Origin of the sequence: Paenibacillus litoralis, assembly GCF_046244365.1 — a bacterium.
Taxonomy (GTDB): domain Bacteria; phylum Bacillota; class Bacilli; order Paenibacillales; family NBRC-103111; genus Paenibacillus_V.
Genome location: NZ_CP176395.1, coordinates 4,901,945 through 4,928,017 on the forward strand (window position 1 = coordinate 4,901,945; position 26,073 = coordinate 4,928,017).

Sequence of the window (26,073 nt, forward strand, 5' to 3'; positions counted from 1 at the left end):
TCCGTTCCGCTTCGCATCGCGACCGCAAGCGCTGGGAACGTTATACAAGAATAGCAGCGTGCAGCGGCAAAATTACCATTATATGCTTATATTATATCTCATTCTCTCCTACTAATTAACCTGCTTAACAAAAAAAGAAACCGCCGGAATGCTCCGGCAGCCTCGAGTGATTGCTATTATTGCTTTCGCTCCCCCATAACGTCATGATTAAATTTTTCCAGTACGGAAACATCCGTTATGTTCTTGTTGCACACTTCGCTGTCCACGCACAAGTAGTTGCCGATCGCCTTATAGTAGTCAGGCGAAGCGTTAGCCGGCATCTATTTGGTAATCGCAACCTCGCTTGACGGTTCAATCGGCAGACGAGACGGCCAACCGTTAGGAACTTCGGCACCAACCCTTAGAGCGCGTAATAGGATAATCTTATACTCGTCGGCTCGAATAAAGCGTTCTTAAGGGAGTAGAGCTTCATTGATAATGAATAACATGATAAAGCGGATAAGCAGGTTCAAGCAAAGCCGGCTCCCCCACATTTTGTCCATCAAAAAAGAACTTCAGGAAAAAAGTGGAAAAATAAATCAAAGTACGGCGAATGATTCGAACTTGGCCTTGAAGGACCGTAGCCTTATTCATCGGATCAAAGAGAGCACGCGGCAATGGAATAGGAATAATGTAACCCGGACGATGGCTTACTATGACTTCTATTCGCGGTATCCCGAAATTCATTGGGCCTTGCTCGGGCATATGGTGTCAAGAAACGGTGGCTGGAATATGACGGATTTGAAGGGGGAGTTCCTCTCCCGGTTATTGCCGGAAGGGGGGCGTAAACCGTTTTTTGCGTTTCTGGAACGCGGCAACTGGCTGATCTTTCAGGATGTCTATCCCCAGTTTTTAATATATGAGGAAAGCTTAAACCGTCGGGAGAACCTGTTTTACCTCCTGCCGTTTTTCCATGTATCCACGTTCATGGAGACGATGTGGAATCATTTTTGGAAGATGGGAGACCGCTATCTGTTGGCTGTCGCTCTTATCATTAACGAACAAAGCTATCTCGAACAAAGAGTAATCCGCAACCCTTATTACCAAAAAAACGTGACGCATACGATCGAATTCCAATTGCAGGATCTGTTAAGCTTGAATCAGATTCTTTTTCCTTTTTACAAGCGCAGAGAACATCCTTCCTTGCAGAAAACCGATATCATCGGACAAACGCTTCATCATTTCGCTTCCCTGCACGATCGCATTATGCTGGGCAAACGGTTGTACTCGATTATTTTTCACGATCCGGATAAGCTGCGCAGCATATCGGACTGGGCGTCGAAGCATCCCCATACGGGATCGCGCAAAGACTACTGGCCGCATCTTTTTAACGACGTTAACGAATCCTCACCAAGCGTTCCCTATGAGCGTCGTCTGGAGCATTGCCGTTTAAGAGCAGGCGCAGCAAGATTCTATAGTCCCGTTTTACGACATGCCTGGAGCGATGTTGAACATGAGAAGACGGAGGAAGAGGACTGGTTTAAGGATTGGAAAGTCGTTCGTTATTTCCTCGGTCAGGAAGAACAAACGAACGGCCAAATCTTCCATGCCTATTGCGATACGTTGGAGAAACTGGAGCTTGCGGTTCTGGCGAAAACATCCCTCTTTCGGCGGTGATATATACCGTTCTTTCTCCACTCTCTCGGATTTAAGCCGAACTTAGGAATACAGACTCCTCCAGCCGGACTTCGCAAGCAAGCATGACTTCCTCGCCATCATAACTCATCTTATCATCCATACGCCGAGTAAATGTGAGCTGGCATTGATTTCCGCTTATGTGAAACGACTTGCCCGATATCTTGAACTCGCTATTCCCACTGATTGTGCGCATGCATCTTGACTTGAAGCACCTCCATCGCACAGTATCCTGCTACGAGCTCGTCATTTCGACCCACTTGGCAACGACGGCTGCAAGCTTCTCCCTCTTGGCGTCCACATCGTTCATGTCGGTTAATGTAATGATGGCTCTGTCGCCGGCAGCCCAATTCAAAAGACCGGTTTGATCCTCAAAAAGCGGCCCCTTCCCGGCACGCTCTTTTACTTGGGCTCCGCAATGAAAAACCAATCGAAAAAACCCTTTCCCTTGCAATTGAAAGGTCACTCGATCTTCGTCATGGAAACAGAAACTCGGCGCATTCCATTTGATATGTTCCGTAATGTGTTCATTTGCGCTTAAAATGATGCTTCGAACCTCCATAATTTCCTTCTTGAGAGGATGTTCGAGATTGTCAAGAAATTGTAAAACTTGCTGATGTCCGGGCAGCTTCGCCGATTTCTTGCCGGTTTTTACGGGCTCCTGCTTATTCGTTGTCATGAAAAATTGACCTGCTCCTTCCCGCTGCGTTCCTTCGTTCCCATTAATGGTTCGCTAAGATCTCGGAACTACCTGCCGGTATAGCGGACAAATTTGCAACACGAACGCGAACGTGATTTCGCAGCGGATCGGCTTCCGATCAAGCATCGGGCGATTTATCGTTTGTCCGCTTTGGAAGCAAAGTAATCGCCGATAAATTGCAGAATGAATACGAAAACCAGGATGAGTCCGGTAGCGGCAACCGTAACGTCGTTATGACTTCGTTGAAATCCTTCCATATAGGCTAACGTCCCAAGTCCGCCTGCTCCGATCACTCCTGCCATTGCCGAAAAACCGACCAATAAGACGGCTGTAACGGTAATACCCGATAGGAGAGCGGGAAGCGATTCCGGAATGAGCACCTTGAGAATAATGGTACGGGTTCTGGCTCCCATGGCTTTTGCCGCTTCGATGACGCCTTTATCAACCTCCCGCATAGCAATCTGCACCAGCCGGGCATAAAAAGGCGCAGCGCCGATAATAAGCGCCGGTAAAGCGGCCTTTACCCCCAAAATGCTGCCTACGATTACCTTGGTGAACGGGATCAGTAAGATCACGAGAATAATAAAAGGGATCGAACGAAACACATTGACGAAGGCGGACAACGCCATATTCACCCCTTTATTTTCCCACACATTGCCTTTTTCCGTCAAAAACAATGCCGTTCCCAACAGCAAGCCAAGCACAAAGGTTGCGGCAAGCGAAACAAGGGTCAAAACCATCGTTTCATAGGCAGCGGTCAACAACCTTTCGGCATTCACATTGGTAAAATAAGATTCAATCATGCGTGATCACCTCCACATCCACTTGCCGATCTCGAATATAGGATATCGCTTTTTCGACTTCATTCTTATCCCCTTCGATATAAACGAAAAGCGTGCCATAGGCGCCTTTTTGCGTTTGCGACAGCTTCCCCTGCAAAATATTGATCGTAACGGAAGCATGACGAATGACATGGGTAATGACCGGTTGTTCGGCCGCTTCGCCATAGAATGCGAGCCTCAGCACCTTGCCGTTCGGATACCTGTCGGAAATATGCTCGATCATGCCGAAGGTTTCTTCCGTTTCGGCGACCTGTTTCACAAATTGCTTCGTGACGGCTTGCTGCGGCCTTTTAAACACTTGCAGGACATCGCCTTGTTCCACAATGCTTCCGCTATCCATAACGGCTACCCGGTGACAAATCTTGCGTATTACATGCATCTCATGCGTAATAAGGACAATCGTTATTCCCCATTTTCGGTTAATGTCCACCAGCAAGTCCAGAATGGAATCCGTCGTTTGCGGATCCAGCGCCGATGTGGCCTCATCGCAAAGCAGCACCTTCGGATTGGCCGCTAAAGCTCTGGCAATGCCGACGCGCTGTTTTTGTCCGCCGCTTAGCTGGGAAGGATATGCATGCTCTTTTCCTTCTAAACCAACCAGTTTCATAAGCTCACGGATCCGTTCGAAGCGATCGGCCGGACTTACGCCTGCAACCTCAAGCGGAAAGGAGATATTTTCCTTAACGGTACGCGACCACAATAAATTAAAATGCTGGAATATCATCCCGATTCCTTGACGGGCATTGCGCAGCTTGTTTCCTGTCAGCCGATCGATACGGTTTCCGGCTACCTCGACCGTTCCTGTGGACGGCGTTTCGAGCCCGTTCAGCAAGCGGATCAGCGTACTTTTTCCGGCGCCGCTGTATCCGATCATGCCGAAGATCTCCCCTTCTTCGACATGCAGATTCACATCGTTTAATGCCGTTACTTCGGCTTTGCTTGACTTGTACACTTTTGTGACGCCTGTTAACGTAATGATCGTTCCCACCCCGTTTCTCTAAAATCCGAAAACACCCTTCTGCAGCTGTGACAGAAAGGCGTCGGCTTACCGCTTCAAAATACCTTACGCTATTTACCGGTTACAGGCATAACCGCTCCTTTGTATTTTTCGTTAATGAAGTTTGCGATCGCTTCGGATTTCAGCACGTCCATAAGCGCGACGATTTCCTTGCGCGTTTCATCGCCCTTGCGGACTGCGATAATGTTGGCATACGGCGAATTACCGCTTTCCAGAATAAGCGAATCCTTTTGCGGATCCAGACCGGCATCGAGTGCGTAATTCGTGTTGATCGCAATGAGATCGGCTTCGTTATTCTTATAGGCTTGCGGGAGCAAGCCCGGATCGATTTCGGGTAAAAACTTGATTTTTTTCGGATTTTCCGCAATATCTTTATCCGTTGCCGTGATCTTATCGACGCCGTCCTTCAGTTTGATCAAACCCTTCGACTCCAGAAGCATCAAGATGCGTCCGAATTCCGACGGATTGTTGCTTTTCAGAAAGGTCGCCCCTTCTTTCACATCCTCCGTCTTTTTATAGTTGCGTGAATAAATGCCGAACGGTTCTATATGCACGGCGCCGGCGCTGACCAGCTCAAACCCGTTATCCTTTACCGCCTTGTCCAAGAAAGGAATATGCTGAAAGTAATTCGCGTCGATTTCTTTCTCCGCCAATGCTTTGTTCGGCAGCACGATGTCTTGGAAGGGCTTGATGACGAGGGTAATGCCCTTTTCTTTCAATAAAGGCTTGGCTTTCTCCAAAATTTCGGCATGGGGCACATTCGCGGCGCCGACAATCAGTTTGCCGGGCGTACCGCCCTTGCTTCCGCATGCGGCTATGGCCAACATCAGTACCGCTACTAGGATAACACCTATGATTCTTTTCATTCCGCTTCTCTCCCCTTATGCATACGCTTCTGTTCCTGCGCGGCCGTTTGTATCAGGTAATCTTTAGTAATCTACTGATTTTAGTCGGAATAGTAATTGAACCGACCCTGGCCGCCGTGGTTTCCTAGATCATATATTCCGCACTACGGAAAACTACGAAAACCTATTTATCGCTCCGGAAATGTTTATCGTCGGGAAATTCGAGCGGGTAAAGTGAAACGAATATATCCCTACCAACCGCTTCTGTCCTTCAAAGCGCTTATCTGCGAGATGTGATGCCGATTGTGCCAGACAAATCGTTGCACGGCAATATCGACCGTGATCAGTCCCAGAGCTTGCGTGGACAATTTTCTACCGAAATCTTCCGGACTCAAACGGTGCAGCAGGATGTAAAAGCGACTGTGAAGCGCTTCTAAAAGAGATAACGACGTTTGAACGGGAACGTCCCGATAGTCGCTTAGTTCCGCAAATAAATCTTCGCGATAAGAACTCGCAACGGGTTCGTCCTCCGTTAATGCCCGTTTAAGCCGCAAGTAAGCGTTCATGTCATTATCCGCCATGTGATGCACGACTTGCCGGATGGTCCATCCCCCGGGACGATAAGGGGTTTCAAGTTGATGAAGGTCGAGGTTTGTCAATACTTCGCCAAGCGACCTGGTAAGATCCGGAATTTGCTTTATACAACGGTTTCGTTCCTCGGATGTCGGGTCGATATTGCCTACGAATTGACCAATCGGGTAACGGAATGGATCCACTATTCAATCCTCCTCAAGAAGCTCCTGCATGAATGAAACCGTTAACGGATTCGAAGCGTTACTCAAACCATTGAGTGATTCCGATCGTATTTCCATCTAAATCGATCAGCAAAAACTCGGCATGATCGGATCGGCGAAGCATGTCCGTCACTTTAATGCCGTTCGCCTTTAAGGTTTTATGAAGGTCTTCTGCATCGTTAACGTATAATCCAAAATTAGGCTTTGCCATCGGAGAAGCTTCGTCCGACTTGAGGAGATGGAGAACATTTCTCCCGTTTACGTGAAGCTCGGCGAAATCATTAAAATCGTGCGGACCGAGAGTGAATCCGAGATGGGTGCAATACCATGAGCTTGATCGTTCTAAATCCTTCACACGCAGCATGATTCCATATTTCCCAGTTAACACCTTGTGTCATGCTCCTCCCTTTTCCATATACAACTTTCACATCGAAGCTGATAGTGGTTGTTTGTACCTTCTGTTCTTTCGGGTATTTGTTCGGCGTTAGGCCCAAATGGACTATGTATTCGCTGTCAAATCCGGCATCCCTCCCTCGCAACGACATCATAAGGATAAATTTTACATGCATTAAAAAAAGCCGCGATATACGCGGCCAGGAAACAGGCTGTTGCAGGTGTTTATCCGTTCCTATCGGTCCGGATGATCCTATCGGTTCTTTATTATTACAGGAATTCGCACAGCTGCCGGACGAATTTCTCCAAGTAAAGCTGATCAAGCTCGTCAAACCGATCGAGCTTCGGGCTATCGATGTCAAGCACGCCGATTATCTCGTCGTTCTTGATGATTGGAATAACGATTTCCGATAGCGAAGCTGCATCGCATGCAATATGACCAGGGAACTCATGCACATTGGCGACGCGGACGGTCGTTCTTTCGTTAGCCGCCTTCCCGCACACCCCCCGGGTTAAAGGAATGCGGACGCATGCGGGCATGCCTTGAAAAGGGCCTAGTACAAGCTCCCCGTCCTCATACAAGTAAAAACCGACCCAATTGATCGATTCCAAAAATTGATTCAACAAGGCGGATGCGTTCGACAGATTGGCAATCCTATTCGTTTCGCCGCTCAGCAGCGCTTGCAGCTGACGAATGACCAATTCGTAATTTTGCTCGCGCGGACCGTTATATTGCTCGGAATGAAACATAGGCTGTCTCCTTTCATCAATTGAAGAAGATTATCCCACATGGTTTTACGCCCCGTCAACGTAGAATGAATGCCATCTTCTCTTAAACCCTTTTTCTTCCGACAGTGCAAAACCACTTTGGAACACTAGGTGCAGCACCGGTCGGCATGGGCTCATCCACCCGCAAAATATCGAATCCAGAGGCTTGAAATCCATTGATATATTCGGAAACCGGACGATGATAAGCACCTAAAATGGAACGTATCGTACCTTCGCCCTCGGACTTCCAGTATTGCGGCGCGTAATGGGAAACCTTTCTCCCGCCTTCCTCTAACGGATAACTGAATGGCGATTGAAAGCAAGGATGCATAATGGTCCATATCATCATACCGCCGGGGACAAGAACACGATGAGCCTGGTTAAAGACCGCCATAAAATCCGGCACATCCATCAGCATTAAATTGGACACAACGAAATCCATGGAGTGATTAGCAATACTTGTTAAACTCATGGCGTCATCTTCTATCCACTCGACGGCGTCCGACTTGACTCGTGCCAGGGAAAGCATCTTTCCACTCAGATCGATCCCCGTTACTTTAGCCCCGCTATTCGCCAGTTGAACGCTGAGGACGCCCGGTCCGCAGCCAATATCGCAGATACGCTTTTTATCGGCTCCGCCGTATTCCTTTACTTGATCCAAAATATACACGTATCTGTCCAGCCCGTCATGCTTTACGATTTGCTCGTACATCTCCGCAATGACATCGAAGCTCCCCATAATCATCATCCCTTTGTTCGAAAGTGGATATGGCCTGCTTTCAGCTTACATGGGAAAATAAGCTATGTATAATAGTCAAAACAGAACGAAACGTTCGATTTTTTAGATTGTTCAACAACGAAAATATGCCGATAACAGAACTTTCATTGGTCATCTTTCATTCAAAATCCTTCAAGTCTTTCGATCAAGACGCGAAAAACACCCGTTAGAATAGTGTCAAGGAGCGGCGTTCTCCCCTTGTCTACCCGTATGGGTGTTTTTGTAGCATGCACGTAAGTTCAGTTGATACCATTCACGGAGAATCGTGTCGTTACGACAATCGTCCTATAGATGTTTCTTTTCGTCGTCGTCCAAAATATCCTTGCCGCCATTCCGGAACTCGCGAATCGTCGCCCCTATCGCTTTCCCCAGCTGCGGCAGCTTGGATGGGCCGAACAACAAGAGTGCAATAAACAGAATCATCAAAAAACCGCTAATCCCTATACTCATCGGCATTCCCCTCAACCTCGCTCTTTAATTTCTAAAATTTAACCAACATTGCCGTCACATACATAAGGACGATTCCAAGCGTAAGCCCGCCAAAATTACGCCAAGACATCGCCGCATAACCCTTCTGTGCGGATTCCTTCAGAATCATCTTGGAAATGACGAAAATGACTTGCAAGATTGCGCCTGCTCCTATACCGAAAAATAATGCGGCCAAGGTCGGATCAAAGACAAAGCCTCCCGTCCACGTGCCCAGAATAGCCGGTCCGCCCGCAATGGCGGCCAGAGACAGGAACGTTTTCCAGGTCGGACGATCTTTCAACAGCGGGGCAGCGATTCCGACGCCTTCCGTAATGTTGTGCAGCGTGAAGCCGATGACCAGAAACGTCCCGAGCGCTGCCTCCCCGGCAGCGAAAGCGGCGCCGATGGCTAGACCTTCGCCGAAATTATGGAGGCCGATACCGCCCGCTAATTTATACGATACTCTTCTGCCATCCTCGGTTTTTCCGGACATTTTTCTCTCGTTCATTTGATCGACAGCGATTAGAAATAGGAAGCTGAGCAGCGCCCCGAACCAAACCAGCCCCGTCCCTTGAAAGACGCCCGGCGCTTCGGCCGCCAGTTCGAATCCTTCCTCGAAGGTATCGATAACCAGGAAGAACAGCAGTCCAACCGTCAATGCAAGGACGGCATGCATGCCGCGCGCCGAGAAACGCCGCATAAACGGATACCATAGAAGACCCAAACCGACCGGGATAATTCCGACATAAAATCCGATGAGCGCATATTGATAAAAACGCCCCTGATCCGGTACCGGCGTCAGTGCCGCAGCCGCAACTTCGCCTGTAAAGATAAGTCCTTTGGACGTAATGAACTTGATTTCATGAGGATCGCCCATTACCCACGGATACGGAATGTGAACGGTCGTCCTTTCGAAGCGCTTCAGCGTGGAGCTCGGCTCAAATGCCGCATTCCAAAAGGCATCGTCGACGACAATTTGCGCAATCGTCACTTCCTCCGGTCCGGAGTTTAATACTTTAACTTCAAAGCCGTCTTCGGTAACCTTAATTTTCTCGACGTTCAGCACTTCCACCGGCGCCGCCGGTTCGTTGTCGATGCCGGTTCCCATTAGCCCGATTGCCGTAACCAAAGCGATCAGCAAAACGATCGGCAAAATACCGAGAACCATCATTTTCCCTTTTCCGTTAGGCGCCGGCTTTCGGATTGCTTGCTTTTCCGTGTTCAACATAGCCCCTCATCCCTCCTAATTACTCCGCAACAAAGAATCCCATCCAGCCCAGTTCGGCGAATTCGCTTTGATGTGCATGAAACATGTACTTGCCCGGCGCTGGAAAAACGATTTCCATAATCCCGCGTTCTCCTTGGCACTGCATGATCGTATCCGTATAATTCGGACGCGCTTCGGGATCCGCGCCGGTAGAGTAATAATTGAAAAAGTTGGCATGCAAGTGGAACGAGTTGATGACATCGAATTCCGTCAGATTGCTCAAGTAAATGCGAACCATCTCTCCTGCTTTAACTTTGATCGGTTCTTGCTGGTAAGCAAAGGCATAACCGTTCACCGTGTACACCTCGTTCTCGCCGTCGAGATCGAGATCGAATCCGTTCATGACCATGCTGAATTCCTTAGCTGCGGCTCTCGGTTTCTTCGGGTCGATAATGAAATTCCCGTAAAGTCCCTTGTGAATGTGTCGCACCAAGGGCGCAACATGGCAATGATACACATGCATGCCCGCAGGCTTGGCTTCAAACTCGTAGGTGAAAGAGTCCCCCGGCAAAATCGCTTCCAATCCGTCCATATCCGTCGGGTGAATGCCATGAAAATGAATCGAATGCGGGTGACTGGAATGATTCGTAAACTTAACCCGGAGAATGTCCCCTTCCGTACATCGGATCGTTGGCCCGGGAATCGTTTCGTTGAACGTCCAGCCGGGGAACTTGATGCCTTTCGCGATTTCAACCTCCGTTTCAGTCGAAACGATCTCGTATTCCCGTACCGTTTTCCCATCGGCCGTTTTACTGACCTTGCCGTAATCAAAATGAGTCAATGCTTTTTGCGCCATTTTCAATCCTTCGGTCGCTTCGGTTCCCGGATCAAATCCGTGCTTCATTCCGGCGTGAAGATTGTCTTTCATCGCCTTATGACCGTCATGATTCTCCATCGCTTGAACCGGACGTTGGAACCAGGACCCCGGATTCAGCAACGTACTGCCTACGAAAGCAGCAGCGCCGGCCGCCCCCATTTTCAGCAGATTTCTTCGAGTAACTTTGTCTCCCATCGACATTCCGCCTCTCCACATTTTGTACAAGAGAAAATATATTTACCTAAGGCAAAAATAAGGTTAAAAAAATATTTTTTAGCTATAGGTTAAAATGTTTCCCTAATCCAACATCTATATTTTTATAATAAGCACAACCAGCCAATTTGTAAACGGTCTTGATAAAAGATTTTCCAGACGCTCGTCTGTGCGGCATTTGTGGGGCATATTCATTCGTTTACGCCGATACATTGTAAAGAATCAGCCTACTTCGAACGGGAGGATCGCGATGAAAACAAAAACGATTCTCAGCGCAGCGATCTGTATCCTTCTCCTCGCCGCTGCCGGATTCTTATGGAAAGCGTCGGCTCAGTACCCTGCCGAAACGGTCGTTCGCTCCGGCGATTACCGGATTGTCGTCAAACTCATCCCGCTTCAAGCCAAGGTGCTAAAGCCAACGGCTTTGCAGGTTTCCGTATTTGACGCGAACGAACAGCCGGTCGATTCGGCCAACGTCTCGATTTCCTTATTCATGGCCCGTATGTTTTGCGGAACGGTTAGCGTAGAAACCGCCTCGAAGGGCCAAGGCGTATTCGGCGGAGAAGCGATCGCGCTTATGCCGGGTTCGTGGACCGCCGAGGCCAACGTAACGATTGACGGGCAAACGGTTGTCGCCCGACATGTTTTCGAGGCGGTTCGCTAAGGGCATTTTTTCACCATAACCAAGGATGCAGGGAAGGAATCCACCCGTTAGCCGAAAAGCCTCTTAAAATCGATAGAATGCCCATTGCGGTCATGAGAACATTCCCGGCTTTGAGCATGAACAAGCGATGCGATTTGCGGATAACGGCTGCCAGAAGACCGACGGCAAGGAGCGACGGAATCGTCGATAACCCGAACACCGCCATGATCGCTGCGCCGTTCCCGGCGCTTCCGCTGGCGGCTGCATGCATTTGCATGGCGTAGGTGAGACCGCAAGGAATCAAGCCAAATAGCAAGCCGCTGAAAAAAACGGCTCCCAGCTCCCCCATCGACCGGAATCGCGTCAACAAGGATTGTTTCATGGTATGGGGCATATGCAGCGGCAGGCTGATTTTCCATACCATCCACAACAAAATCAAGACGCCCCCGAGTATACTCGCTGCACCCTGCAGCCCTGTCCATTTGCCTGCCGTGTCCACAAAAGAGCCCATCATTCCCATAAATGCCCCAAGCGTCGTATAGGTCATGACACGTCCAATATTGTAGGCAATCAAAATAGAAACGGGCCTTCCTTTACTTTGAATGGCCAGCCCCGATACGATACCGCCGCACATGATCATGCAATGCGGAGCACTCAGTACGCCGGCTGCCGCAATGACCCCTAGCTGTTGGCCGATCATCCTTCTCCTCCTCGCCGGTTTTCTTAGGTCAGCTGACTTGGCAATAAGCAAAACCGCTTGCGCTCGAAGCCATTACATGCAGCTTACACCACCCTATGCGGCTATCGCTCATAAAAGCATGACTCGCAGGAGCTATTTGCTAAATTAATGCATGACACGCCAAAAAGCGGTTCGCAAAGACGCTGCAAACCGCATTTCGCCATCCAACACTCAGGTTCAGTCCTCTTGGTATTCCCGAAAAGCGCCGAATTCGAATAAATCGTCCTCTCCACATTCATCTTGCAAAGCACTCGTTTGAGCTAACCAATCTTCCCGCTCCTCAAGCGTTTCAGGTCCGATTCCCGCCAGGGTCAGATCTCTTTCGAAGGTAACTTGCGGATGTAGCGCGAAAACCCTGGAACGGATCCTCCGGTAACAATCGGCGGCTTTAACGAAATCTCCCTTATTCCTTCGATATAATCGCGCGGCCAGTTCGGCACGCTTCAGGTGCCCTTTTGTCCGGCGAAACCTTCCCTTTTGTTCGCGTGCGTATCGCTTGATCTTGCTTCATCCAGTCCCGACACCTACCGTTCCTCCCGAATATTTCCACATGATTTGGAAATAGTAACGATGAATATTTCTGCAATATGGTGCTTGAAAGGCGGGGGACAGCTTGTATCGTTTTACTACGCGAACACGAAAAACGGACAAGTCTCGAACAGGCATGAAGATGCCGAGTTCTTCCGTCAAGCAGTTTGCTTCCATTCCTCTATCTTCCGAAATCAAGGTTAACATCGAAACCATAAAGAATGTTTTAGGCGATCCGCACGATCTGATCGTCAGAGAATTTACCCTCGCAATCGCGGATCATCCTAGCGCCATCATCTGCATGGACGGATTGATCGATTCGACGATTATTCACGACAAATTGGTTAAACATATGCAGTTGTTCGTACCGCTAACCGGCACGAAGATTCCGGAAGCGGCAAACGAGATCGTTCCCTTTTTATTGAAGGAATTGCTGCCCGTCATTGAAATAACCGTCGGCACTACGCTGGAGGATGCACTGACGCCTATCCTCTCCGGCGATACCGTTCTGTTCATTGAAGGGACGGAGCAAATCATCATCGTGGACAGCAAAGGCTGGAAAGGCCGAGGCATTGAAGAGCCCGTGTCGGAAGGCCTGGTCCGCGGACCGCGGGACGGATTTACGGAATGTATACGCGACAATAGCGCGCTCATCCGCCGAAGAATTAAGGATCCTATGCTTCGCTACGATAGTAGTAAAGTCGGAAGGCGCAGCAAAACGGAAATGATTATTGGTTACATAGAGGGAATCGTCAACCCCGATATCGTAAGCGAAGTAAAACGCAGGCTCGCTACGATCGATATCGATGCCGTCGAAGAGTCCGGCTATATCGAGCAATGGATCGAAGACAACTTTATGTCCCCTTTTCCGCAAGTTCAATCGACGGAGAGGCCGGATAAGGTGGCGGCGGCTCTTCTTGAAGGAAGAGTTGCGATCTTACTCGACGGCACGCCTTTTGTCTTGATTGCTCCGGTAACGATGAGCATGCTGCTCCATTCGCCAGAAGACTTCTATGAACGCTGGATGGTTGGCTCTCTTACCCGATTATTAAGGTATATAGGCGCTTTTTTTGCCGTCTTCTCTCCAGCCCTTTATATCGCACTGATCGCTTTTCATCCGGGCTTGATCCCTTCCGATTTGGCTTTTTCCATCGCTGCAACCAGGGAAGGGGTTCCTTTCCCCGCTTTCGCGGAGTCGGTGCTCATGGTGACGACAATGGAGCTGCTGCAGGAGGCGGGGATTCGTCTGCCGAGACCGATCGGACAGACGGTCGGTATCGTGGGAGGCTTGGTTATCGGCGAAGCGGCCGTAAGCGCAGGGATCGTGAGCCCGGTTATGGTCATCGTCGTAGCGATGACGGCCATCGCTTCTTTTGCGATCCCCTCCTACAACATGGCGCTTGCTTTCCGGATCATCCGTTTCGGCGTCATGATGGCTGCGGCCATGTTCGGACTTTACGGCGTCGTTCTTTCCTTCATTGTCATCTGCATTCACCTTTCCAATTTACAAAGCTTCGGCGTCCCTTATTTAACTCCGTTCGCCCCTGATTTGTTGAAGGATTGGAAGGATTTAATCTTACGAAGCCCCATCGCTGCTTTGAAGAAGCGGCCGGAAATGCTGCAGACCGTCGACAAAACCCGTATGGGGAAAGGAGATTCGCCTTGAATAGTTGGACGTATGCCGGCCCTAAAACAGGAAAACGGGAAATGGTTTTCAATATCGCCAATATGACGATCGGCGTCGGTATCCTGACCTTTCCGCGTACGCTGGCAAAAAATACGTTATCCATCGACGGCTGGATATCCATCTTGATTGGCGGTCTATCTTCATTCCTGATCGCTTGGTTAATCGCCAAGCTTGCCGCCCGATTTCCGAAGGAAACGTTTCCCGATTATATCGGGCGTATTGCGACGAAGCCCGTCGCTTATGTCGTGACGTTTAGCATCATCGTTTATTTCATTTCCTTCGTCGCTCATGAGGTGAGGGCGCTCGGCAATATCGCCACGCAGTACTTATTCTCCACAACGCCCGTCGAAGTGATCACGCTTGTCTTTTTGCTGGTAACCCAATACGCGGTTCTCGGTTCCAGAACGGCGCTCCTGCGCCTGAATCTGCTGTTTTTGCCGATCGTTCTTCTGGTTATTTTGATCGTTCAAGGCTTTACGATACGGCTTGTCGAGCTGGATAATTTACAGCCTTTGTTCACCTCCAATTGGAAGGATATTTTTACCGGCGCTAAGGATGTAAGCCTCTCGTTTACCGGATTTGAAATTTTGTTGTTCTATTCGATGTTCATGAAAAAACCGGCCGATGCGCCCAAAGCGGCAATTATCGGCTTATTGGTGCCGCTCGTTTTGTACTTGATGATTTATACCTTAACGATTGGGGTATTTTCCGCGGATGTAACCAAAAACTTGACGTATCCAACCATTGAACTAACCAAAGAAGTGGAAGTGCCCGGGGGCATTTTCGAGCGTGTGGAGTCGCTATTTTTCACCATCTGGATCATGACGATTTTTAATTCGACCGCTATGTATTTGGACGTCGCCCTGCTATCGCTCCATTCGCTATTTAAGCGGGTCCGTAAAATCACGTTTGTTCTTATCGTATCTCCGGTCATTTATTTTCTTTCCATGCTGCCGCAAAACCTGGTGGACTTTTTCAAGTTTGGCGATAGGCTAACCTATTTCGGTTTTCTAGTCGTTTACGCATGTCCGATTGCTATGTTACTAATCGCCATCATGCGAGGAGTGAAAGGAAATGAATAAAAGGCTGACGCTTGTCGTCTTCCTCTTCGCTTCCGCTCTATGCACATCCGGATGCTGGGATCAGATCCAGATCGAGGAACGCGGCTTCGTGATCGGTGTGGCGCTCGATAAGCCCAAAAGCCGGGAAGCGGAAAAAAGCGCGGAAGCGGAAGCGCCCGGCAGGTCTAAGGGCAAACATCGTGTCGTCGCCACCCAGCAGTTTGTCATTCCCGGGGGAATTACGGGCATTGGCAATAAAGGAGGAGGGGCGAGCAGTCCGGACCAAGCATTTTTGAATCTCACCTCCGAAGGGGACTCTCTACTCGAAATATCCCGAACGATGGCAACGCGAACTAGCCGTTCGCCCTTTTATCAGCATATGAAGCTAATCATCGTTTCCGAGCAGATCGCCAAGACCAAGGGACTTTTCGCCGACGTGCTGGACTTCTTTCTCCGCGACCCCGACTCCCGTCGAAGCGTAAAGGTGATTATAGCCAAAGGGGAAGCGAAGGGCGTAATCGAGGTTACGCCGAAGAACGAACGTTTGCCCGTTATGTATATCAACTCCGTTTCGGAGAACGTCGAAAAAAGCGGACGCATGCTGCCCAAATCGCGAATCGGCGAAGTTCATGAATATTTGCTGAAAAGCACCAGTTTCGTGCTTCCGCGAATTACGGCGAACGAAAACGAAGTAAAAGTAGCCGGCGCTGCCGTATTTCATGGCGCTGACAACCTCATGGTCGGCTATTTGGGCGAAGAAGAAACGGAAGGGCTTAATTTCTTGACGGGCACAATCAAGGGCGGGATGCTGAAAATCCCTGTTCACGACAACATGGTTTCCTTCAACATTCGAGGAGCGAAACGGAAAATATCTGCCCATATCGACGATAAGGAGCATATTCGCTTCGACATTATGATTCAATGCGAGGGAAACGTTGCCGAATCTTTCGAGAGGCTTGATTTCTCCGACAGCAAAATCGTCAAGGGGATTCAAGAGAAGCTTTCGAGGGAAATCGAACGGATGGCCTACGACTGTATCGAGAAGGTTCAGAAAGAAATGAATACGGATGTTCTCGAACTGGGCCGTTATTTGAACAAAAAGCACAAATCGTTCTGGGCGCAAGTGAAAAACGATTGGGAACACGGCCATCGGTACTTTGCCAAGAGCGAAATCCAAGTGCATGCCAACGTGTATATGAGAAACTTCGGCGAAGTCATCAAGTCCGAACAAATCGAGAGAAGGTAAGTCGCATGTGGGAACAATTTGTAGGTCTGCTCCCTCCTTGGCTGACGATTATGTGTGCGGCTCTTTCCGTTATTCTTCCGTATGCTTCCACGAAAATCAGCAGCAAGCTCCGACAATTCGGGGATCCCCCTTGGAAGAAGGAAGAGTAAAATTAGCCATAACAGGTGAGGAGCTCGGAACGATGCCAAAAAAGCGAGCTTTGCGTGTGGTCGCAAAGCCCGCCGGGGAATGGATTTCCTACCCTCGCTTATTTCGATAGAACAGCGCCCTTACGGCGAAGCGCGGTAAAATCAATTGTCTCCTCCATCTGGAGGGCTGATTGATTAGCCTGTAGAGCCATTCCAATTGCAGCCTTTGCCAGATCGCAGGCGCTCGCTTGACTTTACCTGCGACAATATCAAGACTGCCGCCGACGCCGATCGCTATTTTGGCATTCAGCTTCATTCTGTGCTTATGAATCCAGCGCTCCGCATAGGGTGCTCCGAGAGCGACAATCAAGAAATCGGGAGCTGCGGAATGGATCTCATCCACAATTCTCACTTCGTCATCCTCGTTGAAATAGCCGTGGTGCCTGCCGCGTATCGCAATGTTCGGGTATTTTTCATTGATCACTTCCGCCGCCCTGCGGCTTGTCGGTTCGTCTGCGCCTAGCAGATAGAAGGACCATTTCTCACGATTTCCCTTCTCCAGCAGCTTCATCAAAAGGTCGCATCCCGTGACCCGCTCCGGAAGGTTTCCTCCCCTAACACGAGATACCATTACGATTCCTATGCCATCGGCCGTTACGAGACCGGCCTCGTCAATAATAGTGCGCAGCTGCGCATCATGCTGACAAGACATCACGATTTCGGGGTTTCCCGTAACGACGTGGAAAAGCTCCGGTTTCTTCTGTTCCACGACATCGCCGAGCAATTGCAAGCTCTCGTCCATTGTGATCTTTGGAAACGGTATTCCCATTATGTTTGCTACTTTATCCATGGAAACCTCCCTTGCCTATTACCCCAATAGTAGCACGATTCGATTATCAGAGCTACTCCGCTAATCGGCTACAGGATACCTGCTTAAGTCTCCCTCTTCCTTACTATCAAAGATCGCTCGCTTAGGCATAGAGCCGTGAGGTACAATAGGTGTTAAAAAATAAGGGGGAATTTTCTATGAAACTGCTCATACTCGGCGCAACGGGCCGCGTTGGCAAAGCGATAACGGCGCAAGCCATGGCTGACGGACATCTCGTGACGGTTCTGGTACGTGACCCGGCTCGGTTGGAGGTGGTATCGTCTGCCAACTTAACGATCCGCCAAGGCAACTCCTGCGTAGAAAAGGATGTCTTTCAAGCCGTTCAGGGTACGGACGCCGTAATCAGCGCGTTAAGTACGGATGGGGGCAGCGTTTTGTCCGAAAGCACCCCGTTCTTAGTTGCAGCCTTGAAAGCCAATGCGGTAAGACGCATCGTCACGATCGGCACTTCGGGAATCCTTGAAAGTAAAGAGCATCCGGGCCTTCTTCGCTACGAAACGCCGGATTCCCGGAGGTCGTCCACCCGCGCCTCCGAAGAGCACAGGCAAGCTTGGGAACAGTTGTCCGGATCCGACTTAGATTGGACCGTCGTATGTCCTACTTATTTGCCGGCAGGCGAACGAACGGGTAGTTATCGCGTGGAGCGGAACTATCTGCCTTCCGGTGGGGCGTCCATATCGGTTGCGGATACGGCTGATTTTGCATACAACCAACTCTTCACCAAGGAGTATAGCCGTGTACGGGTTGGCATTGCTTATTGATCGGACTATCGATGAGCGAACGATTGACAAGCGGTTTGAATAACAAAAATCAAGCCGAAAGATTGCTTTCGACTTGCTTTCTAATTTTATTAGCGTCCGCCGCAGCCGAGGTGTTGCCCGCCTGCAGAGCTTTGACCCCCTTTTGTTATTGCAGCGGAACGGTCATCTCTAAATCCGGATAATACGTCGGGTGCGTGAACGCGAGCGTGACGAAATCCAGTTTTTCATCGGATTGGACAGCCGGCAGCTCAAGAACGAACCGGTTCGTATCCGAATCCTCCAGATTCGTGAACGATCTGTAATTCCTCACAGCGAGAATTTTACCGTTCTCCTTTGGTTGGTCGCCTTCCGCCGTATAGTGGACAAGCGTCTTATTGGGCAAATAATCGATCGCTGTGACGAACAGTCTTCCCGCTTCCCCTTGGCCTATGATAAAGGGCTTATCGGGAGTAGGCGCCTGTTCCATGACAGCGTTAATTTCTCCCTGATCCCACTGGGTATAGGGCCGGATGGTGAGGGAATGCGGTATGCTTAAAGGAGCTTCTGTCGTTATGGTCGAGACTCCTGTCAAGAAATTATCGTTATCGATACCGCCGGAACCGCATACGCAATCCGTTACCGCCAATCGGTTCCCCCTATCGTCCAAAACCTCATAGTTGATCGGCCCAAGCTCGTCCGGGTGCTTGACGTCCAATACGATTTGCGCAGAAGACGGCGTTATTTTGACACCGCTCGCGGTCATGGAAATACCGCGATACGCTTTGGTCACATTCGGAACAAAAGCCGCATACGGCTTAACCGTTTGATTAATGGGCACGTTGAATTCGAACGGTTCGTTATCCATGCCCGCTACTACCAGCTTTAAGCGGAGATCGAACGTTTCCGGCAGCTCCTTGCGGGTCAGATTGACTTGCATGATCCCAGGCACGATGGAGCCATCCCTCGTATCGATTGTTCGCGTTGCCGTCTCCGCCATTTCTCCGTTCATAAATGCGGCGGCGGACCAAATCGCCCGAACCGCCCCGTTTCCATCCAGCGTAAATCCGATCGCCAAACGCGCGCCGTCGTACAACACCTCCTTGAGCGTTATCGTAACTCCGCTTTTCGTTATCTTTTGACCGGCCAGCACATTCACATGCTTTTCATCTGCGGTTTTCAATCCCCAATCGCCCATTTTCTGAAAAACGGACTCGATAACAGGCAATTGTTTAAGCGCACTTGCCATGACAGGCGATAAATACCCGGATCCCAGCACGGTTATCGCGCATAAAGAAGCGGCCGCCGCACCGATCGTCCATCTTCGGGCCGCACGGCGATGAGTTCGTACGGGCAAATTTTCCAGCGTCCGGTCGATCCTGAATCGGACGGCAGCCGGAATTGTTTGCGGGCCGTTAGCCGAAAGCCGCTTTAACTCCTCATCTACATCAGTGGATACCATGTGCGTAGTCCCCTTTCACATCCGGATCTAGAAGTTCCAATAAGCAGTGGCGCGCGCGATGCAAGCGGGATTTGACCGTCCCCTCAGGCAGCTCCAATGCGGCGGCGACCTGTTTTACCGATAAATCTTCGAAATAATGAAGCGTAATGACGATCTTGAGCGAATCATCCAGTTTGTCGACCGCTTCCTTCAGTTCGATTCGTTCATACTCGTTCGAGGCTCCAGGCGGCTCCGGCACTTCTCCTGAAACGACGAAACCGTGTTGTTTGGCGATCACTTTCCGGCATTCGTTGATTAAAATTCGGATCATCCACGTTTTGACGAAACTTTCGTGCTTCAATTTTACAATCGCGTGATAAGCTTTCAAGATCGTTTCCTGAATGGCATCCGCACAATCCTCATCATTGTTCAGGATGGCACGCGCGACCCGGTATAAGCTTACTTCCAAGTTTTTGACCAAACGGATAAACGCTTCCTGGTCTCCTTTTTTCGCCTGCCGCGCATCTTGTTCCAAATTCAAATCATTCCCCCCTCTCCGACGTCCTGGAACGAAACGCAGCTTAGATATTCGGTTTTGGACTTTCTTATCTATTAGATACCGTAACCTGTCCAAAAGGTTCATCCCGAGTTGGAAAGTAATAGATATTCTTATGCCGCTTCCCCAATCGTTCAAAAAAAAAGAGCAGACTGCCGCGGCAGCTGCTCTTCATAAATGGCTATCGTTTTCCGGCAGTCGAACGAATCCGCTAACCGAGATTGGCTCCGACGGCTTCCACGTACCGCTCGTACCACTTTTTCCATTCCTCTTCTCGGGACTCTATGGTCCTGCCGTCCAGCAGCGCTTGGATGACATCCAAACAAACATGCCAGCCGGCGAGATCCTTCGGCGTATGATTGTTCATTTTGTTGATGTTCTCGATCATCGCCAGCCTGCAGCCTTCCGACTCGGGATGCAGTTCGAATCGTACGCGATCTTCGCCCCACGTGAATGCCAATACCGAATGGAGGTGGAGATCGGTAATCGTCATTTCCTCGAAAGTGCCGTCCTGCATGTCAAACATGATTTTCCCTCCTATCCGGAGGTCGTCGACACGGAGTTCCGAAAACCATTTTGCTAGTTGCTCGTTCTCCGTCAACATAGCCCATACTTGATCTACGGGATGTATAAGGATTCGTTCAAACCGAGCGGTATACCCGTGTTCTGCCTTTTGGATGACAGCTAGCATTCCTTATTCTCCTCCTTGCCGGAACCTCGATCGGAAATCGCGAATCGGACATAATGGAATGAGTGAACCGAACTTTAATCCTCTAGAACCCGAAACCTTTTCGCCGCTCTAGTGCGCGCGCGTTCTATCTCGACCTCGCGATTGCGGGGGTCGGCATTGGTTACCAGCGAGTTCAGCAATTGCCTTGAAACGGCGGCTACCTCTTCGATAGCGCGATGGAATGCCGCCTCATTCGCCTTGGATGGCGTATTGAAGCCCGAGAGCTTTCTCACGAATTGGAGCGATGCGGCGACAATCTCTTCCTCCGTAGCCGGAGGGTCGAAATTGAACAGGGTTTTAATGTTTCGGCACATGGCAATCTCCTTTAAAGGGAACGGTTTTGTATTCATCTTACTACACCCCTGTCCTCCATGCCAGCCAAGTGTAGGACGCCGACTCCCCAGTACTTCTGGCTTTTACAAACTCTTATCTTGAAAAAATAGCGCGGTCAGGGTAACATCATACTATTTCGATCGTTTAATAAACCGAAGTGTTTACAGAACCTTCCTATACACACGAAAGGAGTTCCTGCAAGATGGATTCCCTGCAAACTATCGGCCCCGGTAAACCGAGAAGCAAAATGACTGCATTACTCGAAGTTTTTGTCGTATCGGCCAAACTCGGTCTAACTTCATTTGGCGGTCCGATCGCTCATTTGGGCTACTTTCATGACGAATATATTCGGCGGCGCAAATGGCTGGATGAACGAAGCTACGCGGATCTCGTGGCCTTATGCCAGTTCCTGCCCGGTCCTGCGAGCAGTCAAGTAGGTATCGGCATCGGCGTTATTCGCGCTGGGCTGATCGGCGGATTCGTGGCTTGGCTGGGCTTCACGCTTCCCTCCGTCTTGGCTTTGATTCTATTCGCGCTTTTCGTACAGGGCTTGGGTAGCGGCGATACCGGGTGGATTCACGGCTTGAAACTTGTCGCGGTCGCAATCGTCGCTCACGCCATAACGGGGATGGGGCAGAAGCTGGCTCCCGATCGAAGCCGCGCTACGATCGCCGTACTTGCAGCAGCCGCGGCCGTACTATGGCAAACCGCGCTTACCCAAGTGGCCATCATCGCGATCGCAGGAGGGATCGGCGTTTGGTTGCACCGCAAAGCGTCCATTCCCGATCTACCCGACCTATCGGTCCCTATAAGCCGCAAATTTTCCATCGCCTGCTTAACCTTTTTTATCGGTTTATTGCTCCTTTTACCGATATTACGCGAAAGCGACGCAGCGGGCTGGTTGCCGTTATTCGACAGCTTCTACCGTGCAGGCTCTCTTGTATTCGGCGGAGGGCATGTCGTCCTGCCCCTGCTTGAACGGGAAGTGGTAACTGCCGGCTGGGTGAACCAAGAAGACTTTCTTTCCGGCTACGGTGCCGCTCAAGCCGTTCCGGGCCCCTTGTTTACTTTTGCCGCATACCTTGGCATGGTATCAAATGGCATTCCAGGCGCATTCCTAGCTACGGCAGCCATCTTTCTTCCGGCGTTTCTATTGATTATCGGCGCGCTGCCATTCTGGAGCTCGCTTCGCAAAAGCCGGCGTATTCAAGGCGCGCTTACTGGAATCAATGCCGCAGTAGTCGGGCTTTTGCTTGCCGCCTTATACAACCCGCTTTGGACTTCGGCGATCCTGAGTCCGGCCGACTTTGCGTTAGCGTCGATCCTGTTCCTCCTGCTGGTTTTCTGGAAGCTTCCGCCGTGGATCGTAGTTCTTGCAGGCGCCGCAGGGGGAATCGCGATTCGTTTCTTTGCCGAGTTATAACCAAAGAAGGGGATGGAGGCACTAACCCCGATCCCCTTCTGTGCCATCCGCTCCTTATTGCTAGGAACCTAAACATTCATTCGGAGATGAAGGATCGGATACGGCCTTCCTGCCGAATCATGTTCCGAGCGAGAAGCTTGCACAAATCCGTATTTTTGATAGAACGCTAGCGCGCCTTCGTTCTGCTCATTTACGTCGACGCTTAGCGCATTCCCCTTCAAGCCCTTGGCATGGTCAAGTAATTGGCGGCCGGCGCCCTTTCCGTGATGATCCGGATCGACGAATAACATTTCCACCTTCGTTCCGTCCAGCCCGATGAAGCCTATCGGTTTATGCCGATCGTCCAGGACCTCCCATACTTCTACGGCCGTCAAATACTCGTCGCGAACCATCCGATGATAGAACGCGATATCGTCCTCGCTTATAAAATGATGCGTCGCCCGGACCGCTCTCAGCCATATTTCCGCAAGCGTATCATGATCCTCTGCTCGATAAGAAGTTATTTTCATTTTTTCACCTCACTTGTGGAAATTGTACCATTTACGAATGCGGTCTGTCGCTCCACTTCCACAGCCTGACCTCGCCGACCCGCATATTTCGGATCCAGCTCTCCTGACGAAGCTTCAACAGCTCCTTGACCGGACCCGTAACGACGGCGCCATAAAGCTTGACGCCATGCTTCTCTATATAGTCTACCGACCCGTCGATATCGATGAAGGGAACCGTTCGATTCGCGATGGTTTTATACGATTGAAGTAAATGCAGCGACTGTACAAAATTTTCGTTACGCAGCTCCCCGTCGCCATAGGCGTTTACGGCCGGATAGGAACCGCCCTTCGACACGATTTTCCCGAACCACCCCGTTCTCCGCTCCTCGACACGATCGACTTTCAAATCTCCCACATGCCATACCGGCCAATACGGAAATCCGATCGGATAGGGTACGATACCGGTATCGTTACGCCAGGATGCCGGACCGGCGTCCGCCGCGAACCATAGCGGCTGCAAATTCAGATTTGCGAACCGGCCAAGCAAATCATCCGTCTCGAACAGCTTGTCGAACGACAGATAGGCTTCGGCTACGGTGCCCTCGGGAAGCTTCTCCAATGTCGCCCATTCTCCCCCGTCTATTCGCTCCGCTTCTTTCCTTTCTGCAGAAAGCTGCTTGACATCGGGATGGTAAAAGGTATAATTGCCGTCCGGGCTGTTATCCAGCCACGAAATTTGCGGCGACGATGCAAGCCCCAGCAGAAATCTCAGCGACAGATCTCCAACGATCACATCCTCGTCACCGACACGTTTACTCATTTTGCCCTTCAAATCCATGGTAAAAAAAGCGTTGCCCTGCCCGTGCAATTGAACGCTGATATTCGGACGCGATACCGCAATTCCGGAGGTTACGACATCATTGTAAACCGCCGTACGATTCGGCTCCCCCATCCCGAAATAAACGCCGGTAATGACCGAACTGATCACGGTTATGACCAGCAGCAACGCCAAAACGGTTACCGTATTGACAACCCGCGCTTTCCATTTGCCTCTGCGGATAATGCTTCGTTCTTTCCGGGCCGCGGACGGATTGTCCGTTTCCTTCTTACCAGCAGCTTGCGTTCCCGCTCGCTCGCTCCCGTCCATCAGCTCATCCAAATAGGTTTGGTAGGCCTCCATCTTCTCGATTTCCCGTTCCATTTCTTCCCGCTCGTCATCCGGCAGCGTTCCGTCCGCATATTGCTTCAATTTCCTTCTAAAATCCTCGCTCATGCTCATACATCCTTTCGTTCCGCTTCCCGAAGCCGGTTCCGCGCCCTGAACAGCAAAATTTTAAAGTGAGAGAGGCTGATCCCCATCATCTCCGACGCTTCCTGATAGGACAGCCTGCCAAAGTCATACAGCAGCAGCGCTTGGCGCTGCTTGTCCGAAAGCTCGGCGAGCACCCGGCCGAGCTCGTTCCAGCGTTCCTGCCTCAGCACCGCTTTTTCCGGCGTATCGGAATGACCAAGCCGCTGGAAAAATTCCGGATCCTGCACGGTACTGCGGCTTTCCTTACGTTTATAATCCACGAATGCGTTATACGCGACGCGAAACAACCAAGGCTTGATCTTATCTTCCTTGCAGTCCTCGAGGAACAGATAAGCGCGGTAAAACGTTTCCTGCACCAAATCTTCGGCAGCGTGATGATCATGGCAGAGGGAGAGCAAGTAGCGGTAAACATCTTTTACATATTGCTGGTATATTGAATCCAGTTTGTTTGCCATGGGCCCCTCCCTCTATAGTATCCACGATTGAGCATGCGAAAAGTTACAACATTCCCTTTATTATGCGTGGCAATCCGCGGGAGGCCATTATTCCGGCACAAAAAAAGCCGCGATTAACGCGGGCACTCCTTATCTGTCTCTAACGGGCGTTTACATGATGGTTAACTCCACGCATGTTCATCCCAAAAGGCCGTTCGCTTCATGGAGCGCCGTACTTATCGGCGGTTAGCCGGCACAACCCGATTGAGGAAATTATTCATCAGCAAGGGAAGAGAAATAAGGATTGGCGGATCGTCCTGGCGCGGCGGGTACAGCATCACTTGTTGATGAGGGACGGAAGCATGGGAGCCGACAATGATCGGTTCTCTAGAGCGGGTGCGCAGGGTGGTATGCGGCAACATGAAATCGATCGCTTTCGTTCCCCATGAAACGGAGGTCGCCATTAAATAATAGGTGCCCGGCTTGACTTCTGCAAAGCAAAAATCCCCTAATGAGGAGAGCAGTGTTCCGTAAAGGGGCATTCCCTCCGGTATAGGTCTGGCGAAGAGCCCGATCAGGATGACGCCCTCAAACGGGATCGATGCGTGGACGGTCCCGGCTATTGTTCCAGGCTGATTGGAACGGAGATACGCCGCGCGCCAACCGCTTAGCTTCTCCAAACTGCGAAGATGGTCGTCTGCGTGCGCGGTGGAATGCCGAAATTCGGACGGCGTCACGCCTACCCGTTCCGTAAACCTTGTGGTAAACGTCCCCAGACTCTGTTGTCCGATCTCAAGCCCGATATCCCTTATCGAATGATTCGTGCGGAGCAGCAAGTCTTTGGCCCTCTGCAGTCGGAGCGAGGACACGTAGTACAAGGGCGAAAGTCCGATTCTTTCTTTAAAAATACGCGTGAAATGATACGGACTATAGGCCACATGAGCGGCTAATCGGGCTAGCGGAATCGGTTCATATAGATGTTGTTGAATATAAGCAATCGCCTCATCGATTTCGGAATATCGGACAGTCACCGTTTCAACCCTTTCTTCTCATACCGTTATACGGAACACATGTTCGCTTATTTTTTATATTACCACATAGCGGATGACATGGAAACCACT

30 protein-coding genes and 1 pseudogene are annotated in these 26,073 nt (G+C 50.3%); 8 read left to right on the forward strand and 23 right to left on the reverse strand.

Going from position 1 to position 26,073, the window contains the following annotated elements; genetic code table 11:
- Positions 1-176: 176 nt before the first annotated feature.
- A pseudogene (locus ACKGJP_RS20455) lies at positions 177-317 on the reverse strand (elongation factor G-binding protein); the annotation flags it as partial.
- 169 nt (positions 318-486) lie between these two features.
- Here ACKGJP_RS20455 and ACKGJP_RS20460 point away from each other — a divergent pair.
- Positions 487-1,656: a DUF2515 domain-containing protein gene (locus ACKGJP_RS20460; RefSeq protein ID WP_409347210.1), complete on the forward strand. Its 1,170-nt coding sequence runs from the start codon at positions 487-489 to the stop codon at positions 1,654-1,656.
- Positions 1,657-1,909: 253 nt separating this feature from the next.
- On the opposite strand, the gene ACKGJP_RS20465 is transcribed toward ACKGJP_RS20460, so the two are convergent.
- The 11 genes from ACKGJP_RS20465 to ACKGJP_RS20515 all read right to left on the reverse strand — a co-directional run bounded on the left by ACKGJP_RS20465 (position 1,910) and on the right by ACKGJP_RS20515 (position 10,559).
- Positions 1,910-2,353 (reverse strand): DUF1801 domain-containing protein, encoded by a 444-nt coding sequence (locus ACKGJP_RS20465; RefSeq protein WP_409340658.1) that lies wholly within the window; start codon positions 2,351-2,353, stop codon positions 1,910-1,912.
- A 155-nt stretch (positions 2,354-2,508) separates the two neighbouring features.
- A complete protein-coding gene (locus ACKGJP_RS20470) occupies positions 2,509-3,177 on the reverse strand; it encodes a methionine ABC transporter permease (RefSeq protein WP_409340659.1) in 669 nt (222 codons plus the stop codon).
- Complete coding sequence (locus ACKGJP_RS20475; protein ID WP_409347211.1) at positions 3,170-4,195, reverse strand: methionine ABC transporter ATP-binding protein; 1,026 nt, start codon at positions 4,193-4,195, stop codon at positions 3,170-3,172. Before ACKGJP_RS20475 ends, ACKGJP_RS20470 begins: the two co-directional genes overlap by 8 nt.
- 89 nt (positions 4,196-4,284) lie before the next feature.
- Positions 4,285-5,100 (reverse strand): MetQ/NlpA family ABC transporter substrate-binding protein, encoded by an 816-nt coding sequence (locus ACKGJP_RS20480; RefSeq protein WP_409340660.1) that lies wholly within the window; start codon positions 5,098-5,100, stop codon positions 4,285-4,287.
- A gap of 230 nt (positions 5,101-5,330) precedes the next feature.
- Entirely contained in the window at positions 5,331-5,855 is a 525-nt protein-coding gene (locus ACKGJP_RS20485) for a YfiT family bacillithiol transferase (RefSeq protein ID WP_409340661.1), read from the reverse strand.
- Positions 5,856-5,913: 58 nt separating this feature from the next.
- Positions 5,914-6,261 (reverse strand): VOC family protein, encoded by a 348-nt coding sequence (locus ACKGJP_RS20490; protein ID WP_409340662.1) that lies wholly within the window; start codon positions 6,259-6,261, stop codon positions 5,914-5,916.
- A gap of 275 nt (positions 6,262-6,536) precedes the next feature.
- Complete coding sequence (locus tag ACKGJP_RS20495) at positions 6,537-7,016, reverse strand: GAF domain-containing protein (protein ID WP_409340663.1); 480 nt, start codon at positions 7,014-7,016, stop codon at positions 6,537-6,539.
- 82 nt (positions 7,017-7,098) lie between these two features.
- The gene (locus ACKGJP_RS20500) at positions 7,099-7,773 is read right to left on the reverse strand and encodes a class I SAM-dependent methyltransferase (protein WP_409340664.1); all 675 of its coding nucleotides are present in this window, start codon (positions 7,771-7,773) and stop codon (positions 7,099-7,101) included.
- A 324-nt stretch (positions 7,774-8,097) separates the two neighbouring features.
- Complete coding sequence (locus ACKGJP_RS20505) at positions 8,098-8,262, reverse strand: twin-arginine translocase TatA/TatE family subunit (protein WP_409340665.1); 165 nt, start codon at positions 8,260-8,262, stop codon at positions 8,098-8,100.
- 31 nt (positions 8,263-8,293) lie between these two features.
- A complete protein-coding gene (locus ACKGJP_RS20510; protein WP_409340666.1) occupies positions 8,294-9,508 on the reverse strand; it encodes a ZIP family metal transporter in 1,215 nt (404 codons plus the stop codon).
- 19 nt (positions 9,509-9,527) lie between these two features.
- Positions 9,528-10,559 (reverse strand): multicopper oxidase domain-containing protein, encoded by a 1,032-nt coding sequence (locus tag ACKGJP_RS20515; protein WP_409340667.1) that lies wholly within the window; start codon positions 10,557-10,559, stop codon positions 9,528-9,530.
- Positions 10,560-10,827: 268 nt separating this feature from the next.
- On the opposite strand from ACKGJP_RS20515, the gene ACKGJP_RS20520 reads away from it, so the two are divergent.
- Positions 10,828-11,241, forward strand: a complete 414-nt coding sequence (locus ACKGJP_RS20520) for a hypothetical protein (RefSeq protein ID WP_409340668.1) — start codon at positions 10,828-10,830, stop codon at positions 11,239-11,241.
- 10 nt (positions 11,242-11,251) lie between these two features.
- Here the strand turns inward: ACKGJP_RS20520 and ACKGJP_RS20525 are convergent, their stop codons facing one another.
- Entirely contained in the window at positions 11,252-11,920 is a 669-nt protein-coding gene (locus ACKGJP_RS20525; RefSeq protein WP_409340669.1) for a sulfite exporter TauE/SafE family protein, read from the reverse strand.
- Between the two features lie 216 nt (positions 11,921-12,136).
- Positions 12,137-12,460, reverse strand: coding sequence for a hypothetical protein (locus ACKGJP_RS20530; protein WP_409347212.1), 324 nt, complete (start codon positions 12,458-12,460; stop codon positions 12,137-12,139).
- A 163-nt stretch (positions 12,461-12,623) separates the two neighbouring features.
- Here ACKGJP_RS20530 and ACKGJP_RS20535 point away from each other — a divergent pair, with 163 nt between their 5' ends.
- Genes ACKGJP_RS20535 through ACKGJP_RS20550 form a run of 4 tightly spaced genes read left to right on the forward strand, consistent with a single transcriptional unit; the run spans position 12,624 to position 16,630 of the window.
- Positions 12,624-14,153, forward strand: a complete 1,530-nt coding sequence (locus ACKGJP_RS20535) for a spore germination protein (RefSeq protein ID WP_409347213.1) — start codon at positions 12,624-12,626, stop codon at positions 14,151-14,153.
- Positions 14,150-15,256 (forward strand): endospore germination permease, encoded by a 1,107-nt coding sequence (locus ACKGJP_RS20540; protein WP_409340670.1) that lies wholly within the window; start codon positions 14,150-14,152, stop codon positions 15,254-15,256. Before ACKGJP_RS20535 ends, ACKGJP_RS20540 begins: the two co-directional genes overlap by 4 nt.
- Positions 15,249-16,481 carry a Ger(x)C family spore germination protein gene (locus ACKGJP_RS20545; RefSeq protein ID WP_409340671.1) on the forward strand — a complete coding sequence of 411 codons (1,233 nt, stop codon included), beginning with the start codon at positions 15,249-15,251 and terminating at the stop codon, positions 16,479-16,481. The genes ACKGJP_RS20540 and ACKGJP_RS20545 overlap by 8 nt, the downstream gene beginning before the upstream one ends.
- 5 nt (positions 16,482-16,486) lie before the next feature.
- Positions 16,487-16,630: a hypothetical protein gene (locus tag ACKGJP_RS20550; RefSeq protein WP_409340672.1), complete on the forward strand. Its 144-nt coding sequence runs from the start codon at positions 16,487-16,489 to the stop codon at positions 16,628-16,630.
- An 88-nt stretch (positions 16,631-16,718) separates the two neighbouring features.
- Here ACKGJP_RS20550 and ACKGJP_RS20555 read toward each other — a convergent pair whose 3' ends face one another.
- Positions 16,719-17,459: a WecB/TagA/CpsF family glycosyltransferase gene (locus ACKGJP_RS20555; protein ID WP_409340673.1), complete on the reverse strand. Its 741-nt coding sequence runs from the start codon at positions 17,457-17,459 to the stop codon at positions 16,719-16,721.
- Between the two features lie 176 nt (positions 17,460-17,635).
- On the opposite strand from ACKGJP_RS20555, the gene ACKGJP_RS20560 reads away from it, so the two are divergent.
- Positions 17,636-18,259, forward strand: coding sequence for an NAD(P)-dependent oxidoreductase (locus ACKGJP_RS20560; RefSeq protein WP_409340674.1), 624 nt, complete (start codon positions 17,636-17,638; stop codon positions 18,257-18,259).
- Positions 18,260-18,404: 145 nt separating this feature from the next.
- Here the strand turns inward: ACKGJP_RS20560 and ACKGJP_RS20565 are convergent, their stop codons facing one another.
- The 4 genes from ACKGJP_RS20565 to ACKGJP_RS20580 form a co-directional block, all read right to left on the reverse strand.
- A complete protein-coding gene (locus ACKGJP_RS20565; RefSeq protein ID WP_409340675.1) occupies positions 18,405-19,697 on the reverse strand; it encodes a DUF4179 domain-containing protein in 1,293 nt (430 codons plus the stop codon).
- On the reverse strand, positions 19,684-20,217 hold the full coding sequence (locus ACKGJP_RS20570) for a sigma-70 family RNA polymerase sigma factor (RefSeq protein WP_409340676.1): 534 nt from the start codon (positions 20,215-20,217) through the stop codon (positions 19,684-19,686). Before ACKGJP_RS20570 ends, ACKGJP_RS20565 begins: the two co-directional genes overlap by 14 nt.
- A gap of 226 nt (positions 20,218-20,443) precedes the next feature.
- Entirely contained in the window at positions 20,444-20,923 is a 480-nt protein-coding gene (locus ACKGJP_RS20575) for an SRPBCC family protein (protein WP_409340677.1), read from the reverse strand.
- 74 nt (positions 20,924-20,997) lie between these two features.
- Entirely contained in the window at positions 20,998-21,276 is a 279-nt protein-coding gene (locus ACKGJP_RS20580) for a DUF2277 domain-containing protein (protein ID WP_409347214.1), read from the reverse strand.
- Between the two features lie 221 nt (positions 21,277-21,497).
- Between ACKGJP_RS20580 and ACKGJP_RS20585 the strand changes: the two genes are divergently transcribed.
- Entirely contained in the window at positions 21,498-22,718 is a 1,221-nt protein-coding gene (locus ACKGJP_RS20585; protein ID WP_409340678.1) for a chromate transporter, read from the forward strand.
- 68 nt (positions 22,719-22,786) lie between these two features.
- Here ACKGJP_RS20585 and ACKGJP_RS20590 read toward each other — a convergent pair whose 3' ends face one another.
- The 4 genes from ACKGJP_RS20590 to ACKGJP_RS20605 form a co-directional block, all read right to left on the reverse strand.
- On the reverse strand, positions 22,787-23,227 hold the full coding sequence (locus ACKGJP_RS20590) for an acetyltransferase (protein WP_409340679.1): 441 nt from the start codon (positions 23,225-23,227) through the stop codon (positions 22,787-22,789).
- Positions 23,228-23,258: 31 nt separating this feature from the next.
- A complete protein-coding gene (locus tag ACKGJP_RS20595) occupies positions 23,259-24,479 on the reverse strand; it encodes an anti-sigma factor (RefSeq protein WP_409340680.1) in 1,221 nt (406 codons plus the stop codon).
- Between the two features lie 2 nt (positions 24,480-24,481).
- Positions 24,482-24,973 carry a sigma-70 family RNA polymerase sigma factor gene (locus ACKGJP_RS20600; RefSeq protein WP_409340681.1) on the reverse strand — a complete coding sequence of 164 codons (492 nt, stop codon included), beginning with the start codon at positions 24,971-24,973 and terminating at the stop codon, positions 24,482-24,484.
- 215 nt (positions 24,974-25,188) lie between these two features.
- Positions 25,189-25,983, reverse strand: a complete 795-nt coding sequence (locus ACKGJP_RS20605; RefSeq protein WP_409340682.1) for a helix-turn-helix domain-containing protein — start codon at positions 25,981-25,983, stop codon at positions 25,189-25,191.
- Positions 25,984-26,073 lie beyond the last annotated feature (90 nt).

Bases quoted from the DNA above. Each gene is read 5' to 3' on its own strand.
- ACKGJP_RS20465 (WP_409340658.1), bottom strand. From the start codon at position 2,353: ATGACAACGAATAAGCAGGAGCCCGTAAAAACCGGCAAGAAATCGGCG.
- ACKGJP_RS20510 (WP_409340666.1), bottom strand. From the start codon at position 9,508: ATGTTGAACACGGAAAAGCAAGCAATCCGAAAGCCGGCGCCTAACGGA.
- ACKGJP_RS20495 (WP_409340663.1), bottom strand. From the start codon at position 7,016: ATGTTTCATTCCGAGCAATATAACGGTCCGCGCGAGCAAAATTACGAA.
- ACKGJP_RS20590 (WP_409340679.1), bottom strand. From the start codon at position 23,227: ATGAAAATAACTTCTTATCGAGCAGAGGATCATGATACGCTTGCGGAA.
- ACKGJP_RS20470 (WP_409340659.1), bottom strand. From the start codon at position 3,177: ATGATTGAATCTTATTTTACCAATGTGAATGCCGAAAGGTTGTTGACC.
- ACKGJP_RS20505 (WP_409340665.1), bottom strand. From the start codon at position 8,262: ATGAGTATAGGGATTAGCGGTTTTTTGATGATTCTGTTTATTGCACTC.
- ACKGJP_RS20550 (WP_409340672.1), top strand. From the start codon at position 16,487: ATGTGGGAACAATTTGTAGGTCTGCTCCCTCCTTGGCTGACGATTATG.
- ACKGJP_RS20515 (WP_409340667.1), bottom strand. From the start codon at position 10,559: ATGGGAGACAAAGTTACTCGAAGAAATCTGCTGAAAATGGGGGCGGCC.
- ACKGJP_RS20565 (WP_409340675.1), bottom strand. From the start codon at position 19,697: ATGGTATCCACTGATGTAGATGAGGAGTTAAAGCGGCTTTCGGCTAAC.
- ACKGJP_RS20535 (WP_409347213.1), top strand. From the start codon at position 12,624: ATGAAGATGCCGAGTTCTTCCGTCAAGCAGTTTGCTTCCATTCCTCTA.
- ACKGJP_RS20560 (WP_409340674.1), top strand. From the start codon at position 17,636: ATGAAACTGCTCATACTCGGCGCAACGGGCCGCGTTGGCAAAGCGATA.
- ACKGJP_RS20600 (WP_409340681.1), bottom strand. From the start codon at position 24,973: ATGGCAAACAAACTGGATTCAATATACCAGCAATATGTAAAAGATGTT.
- ACKGJP_RS20460 (WP_409347210.1), top strand. From the start codon at position 487: ATGATAAAGCGGATAAGCAGGTTCAAGCAAAGCCGGCTCCCCCACATT.
- ACKGJP_RS20585 (WP_409340678.1), top strand. From the start codon at position 21,498: ATGGATTCCCTGCAAACTATCGGCCCCGGTAAACCGAGAAGCAAAATG.
- ACKGJP_RS20480 (WP_409340660.1), bottom strand. From the start codon at position 5,100: ATGAAAAGAATCATAGGTGTTATCCTAGTAGCGGTACTGATGTTGGCC.
- ACKGJP_RS20555 (WP_409340673.1), bottom strand. From the start codon at position 17,459: ATGGATAAAGTAGCAAACATAATGGGAATACCGTTTCCAAAGATCACA.
- ACKGJP_RS20500 (WP_409340664.1), bottom strand. From the start codon at position 7,773: ATGGGGAGCTTCGATGTCATTGCGGAGATGTACGAGCAAATCGTAAAG.
- ACKGJP_RS20580 (WP_409347214.1), bottom strand. From the start codon at position 21,276: ATGTGCCGAAACATTAAAACCCTGTTCAATTTCGACCCTCCGGCTACG.
- ACKGJP_RS20595 (WP_409340680.1), bottom strand. From the start codon at position 24,479: ATGAGCGAGGATTTTAGAAGGAAATTGAAGCAATATGCGGACGGAACG.
- ACKGJP_RS20520 (WP_409340668.1), top strand. From the start codon at position 10,828: ATGAAAACAAAAACGATTCTCAGCGCAGCGATCTGTATCCTTCTCCTC.
- ACKGJP_RS20545 (WP_409340671.1), top strand. From the start codon at position 15,249: ATGAATAAAAGGCTGACGCTTGTCGTCTTCCTCTTCGCTTCCGCTCTA.
- ACKGJP_RS20575 (WP_409340677.1), bottom strand. From the start codon at position 20,923: ATGCTAGCTGTCATCCAAAAGGCAGAACACGGGTATACCGCTCGGTTT.
- ACKGJP_RS20525 (WP_409340669.1), bottom strand. From the start codon at position 11,920: ATGATCGGCCAACAGCTAGGGGTCATTGCGGCAGCCGGCGTACTGAGT.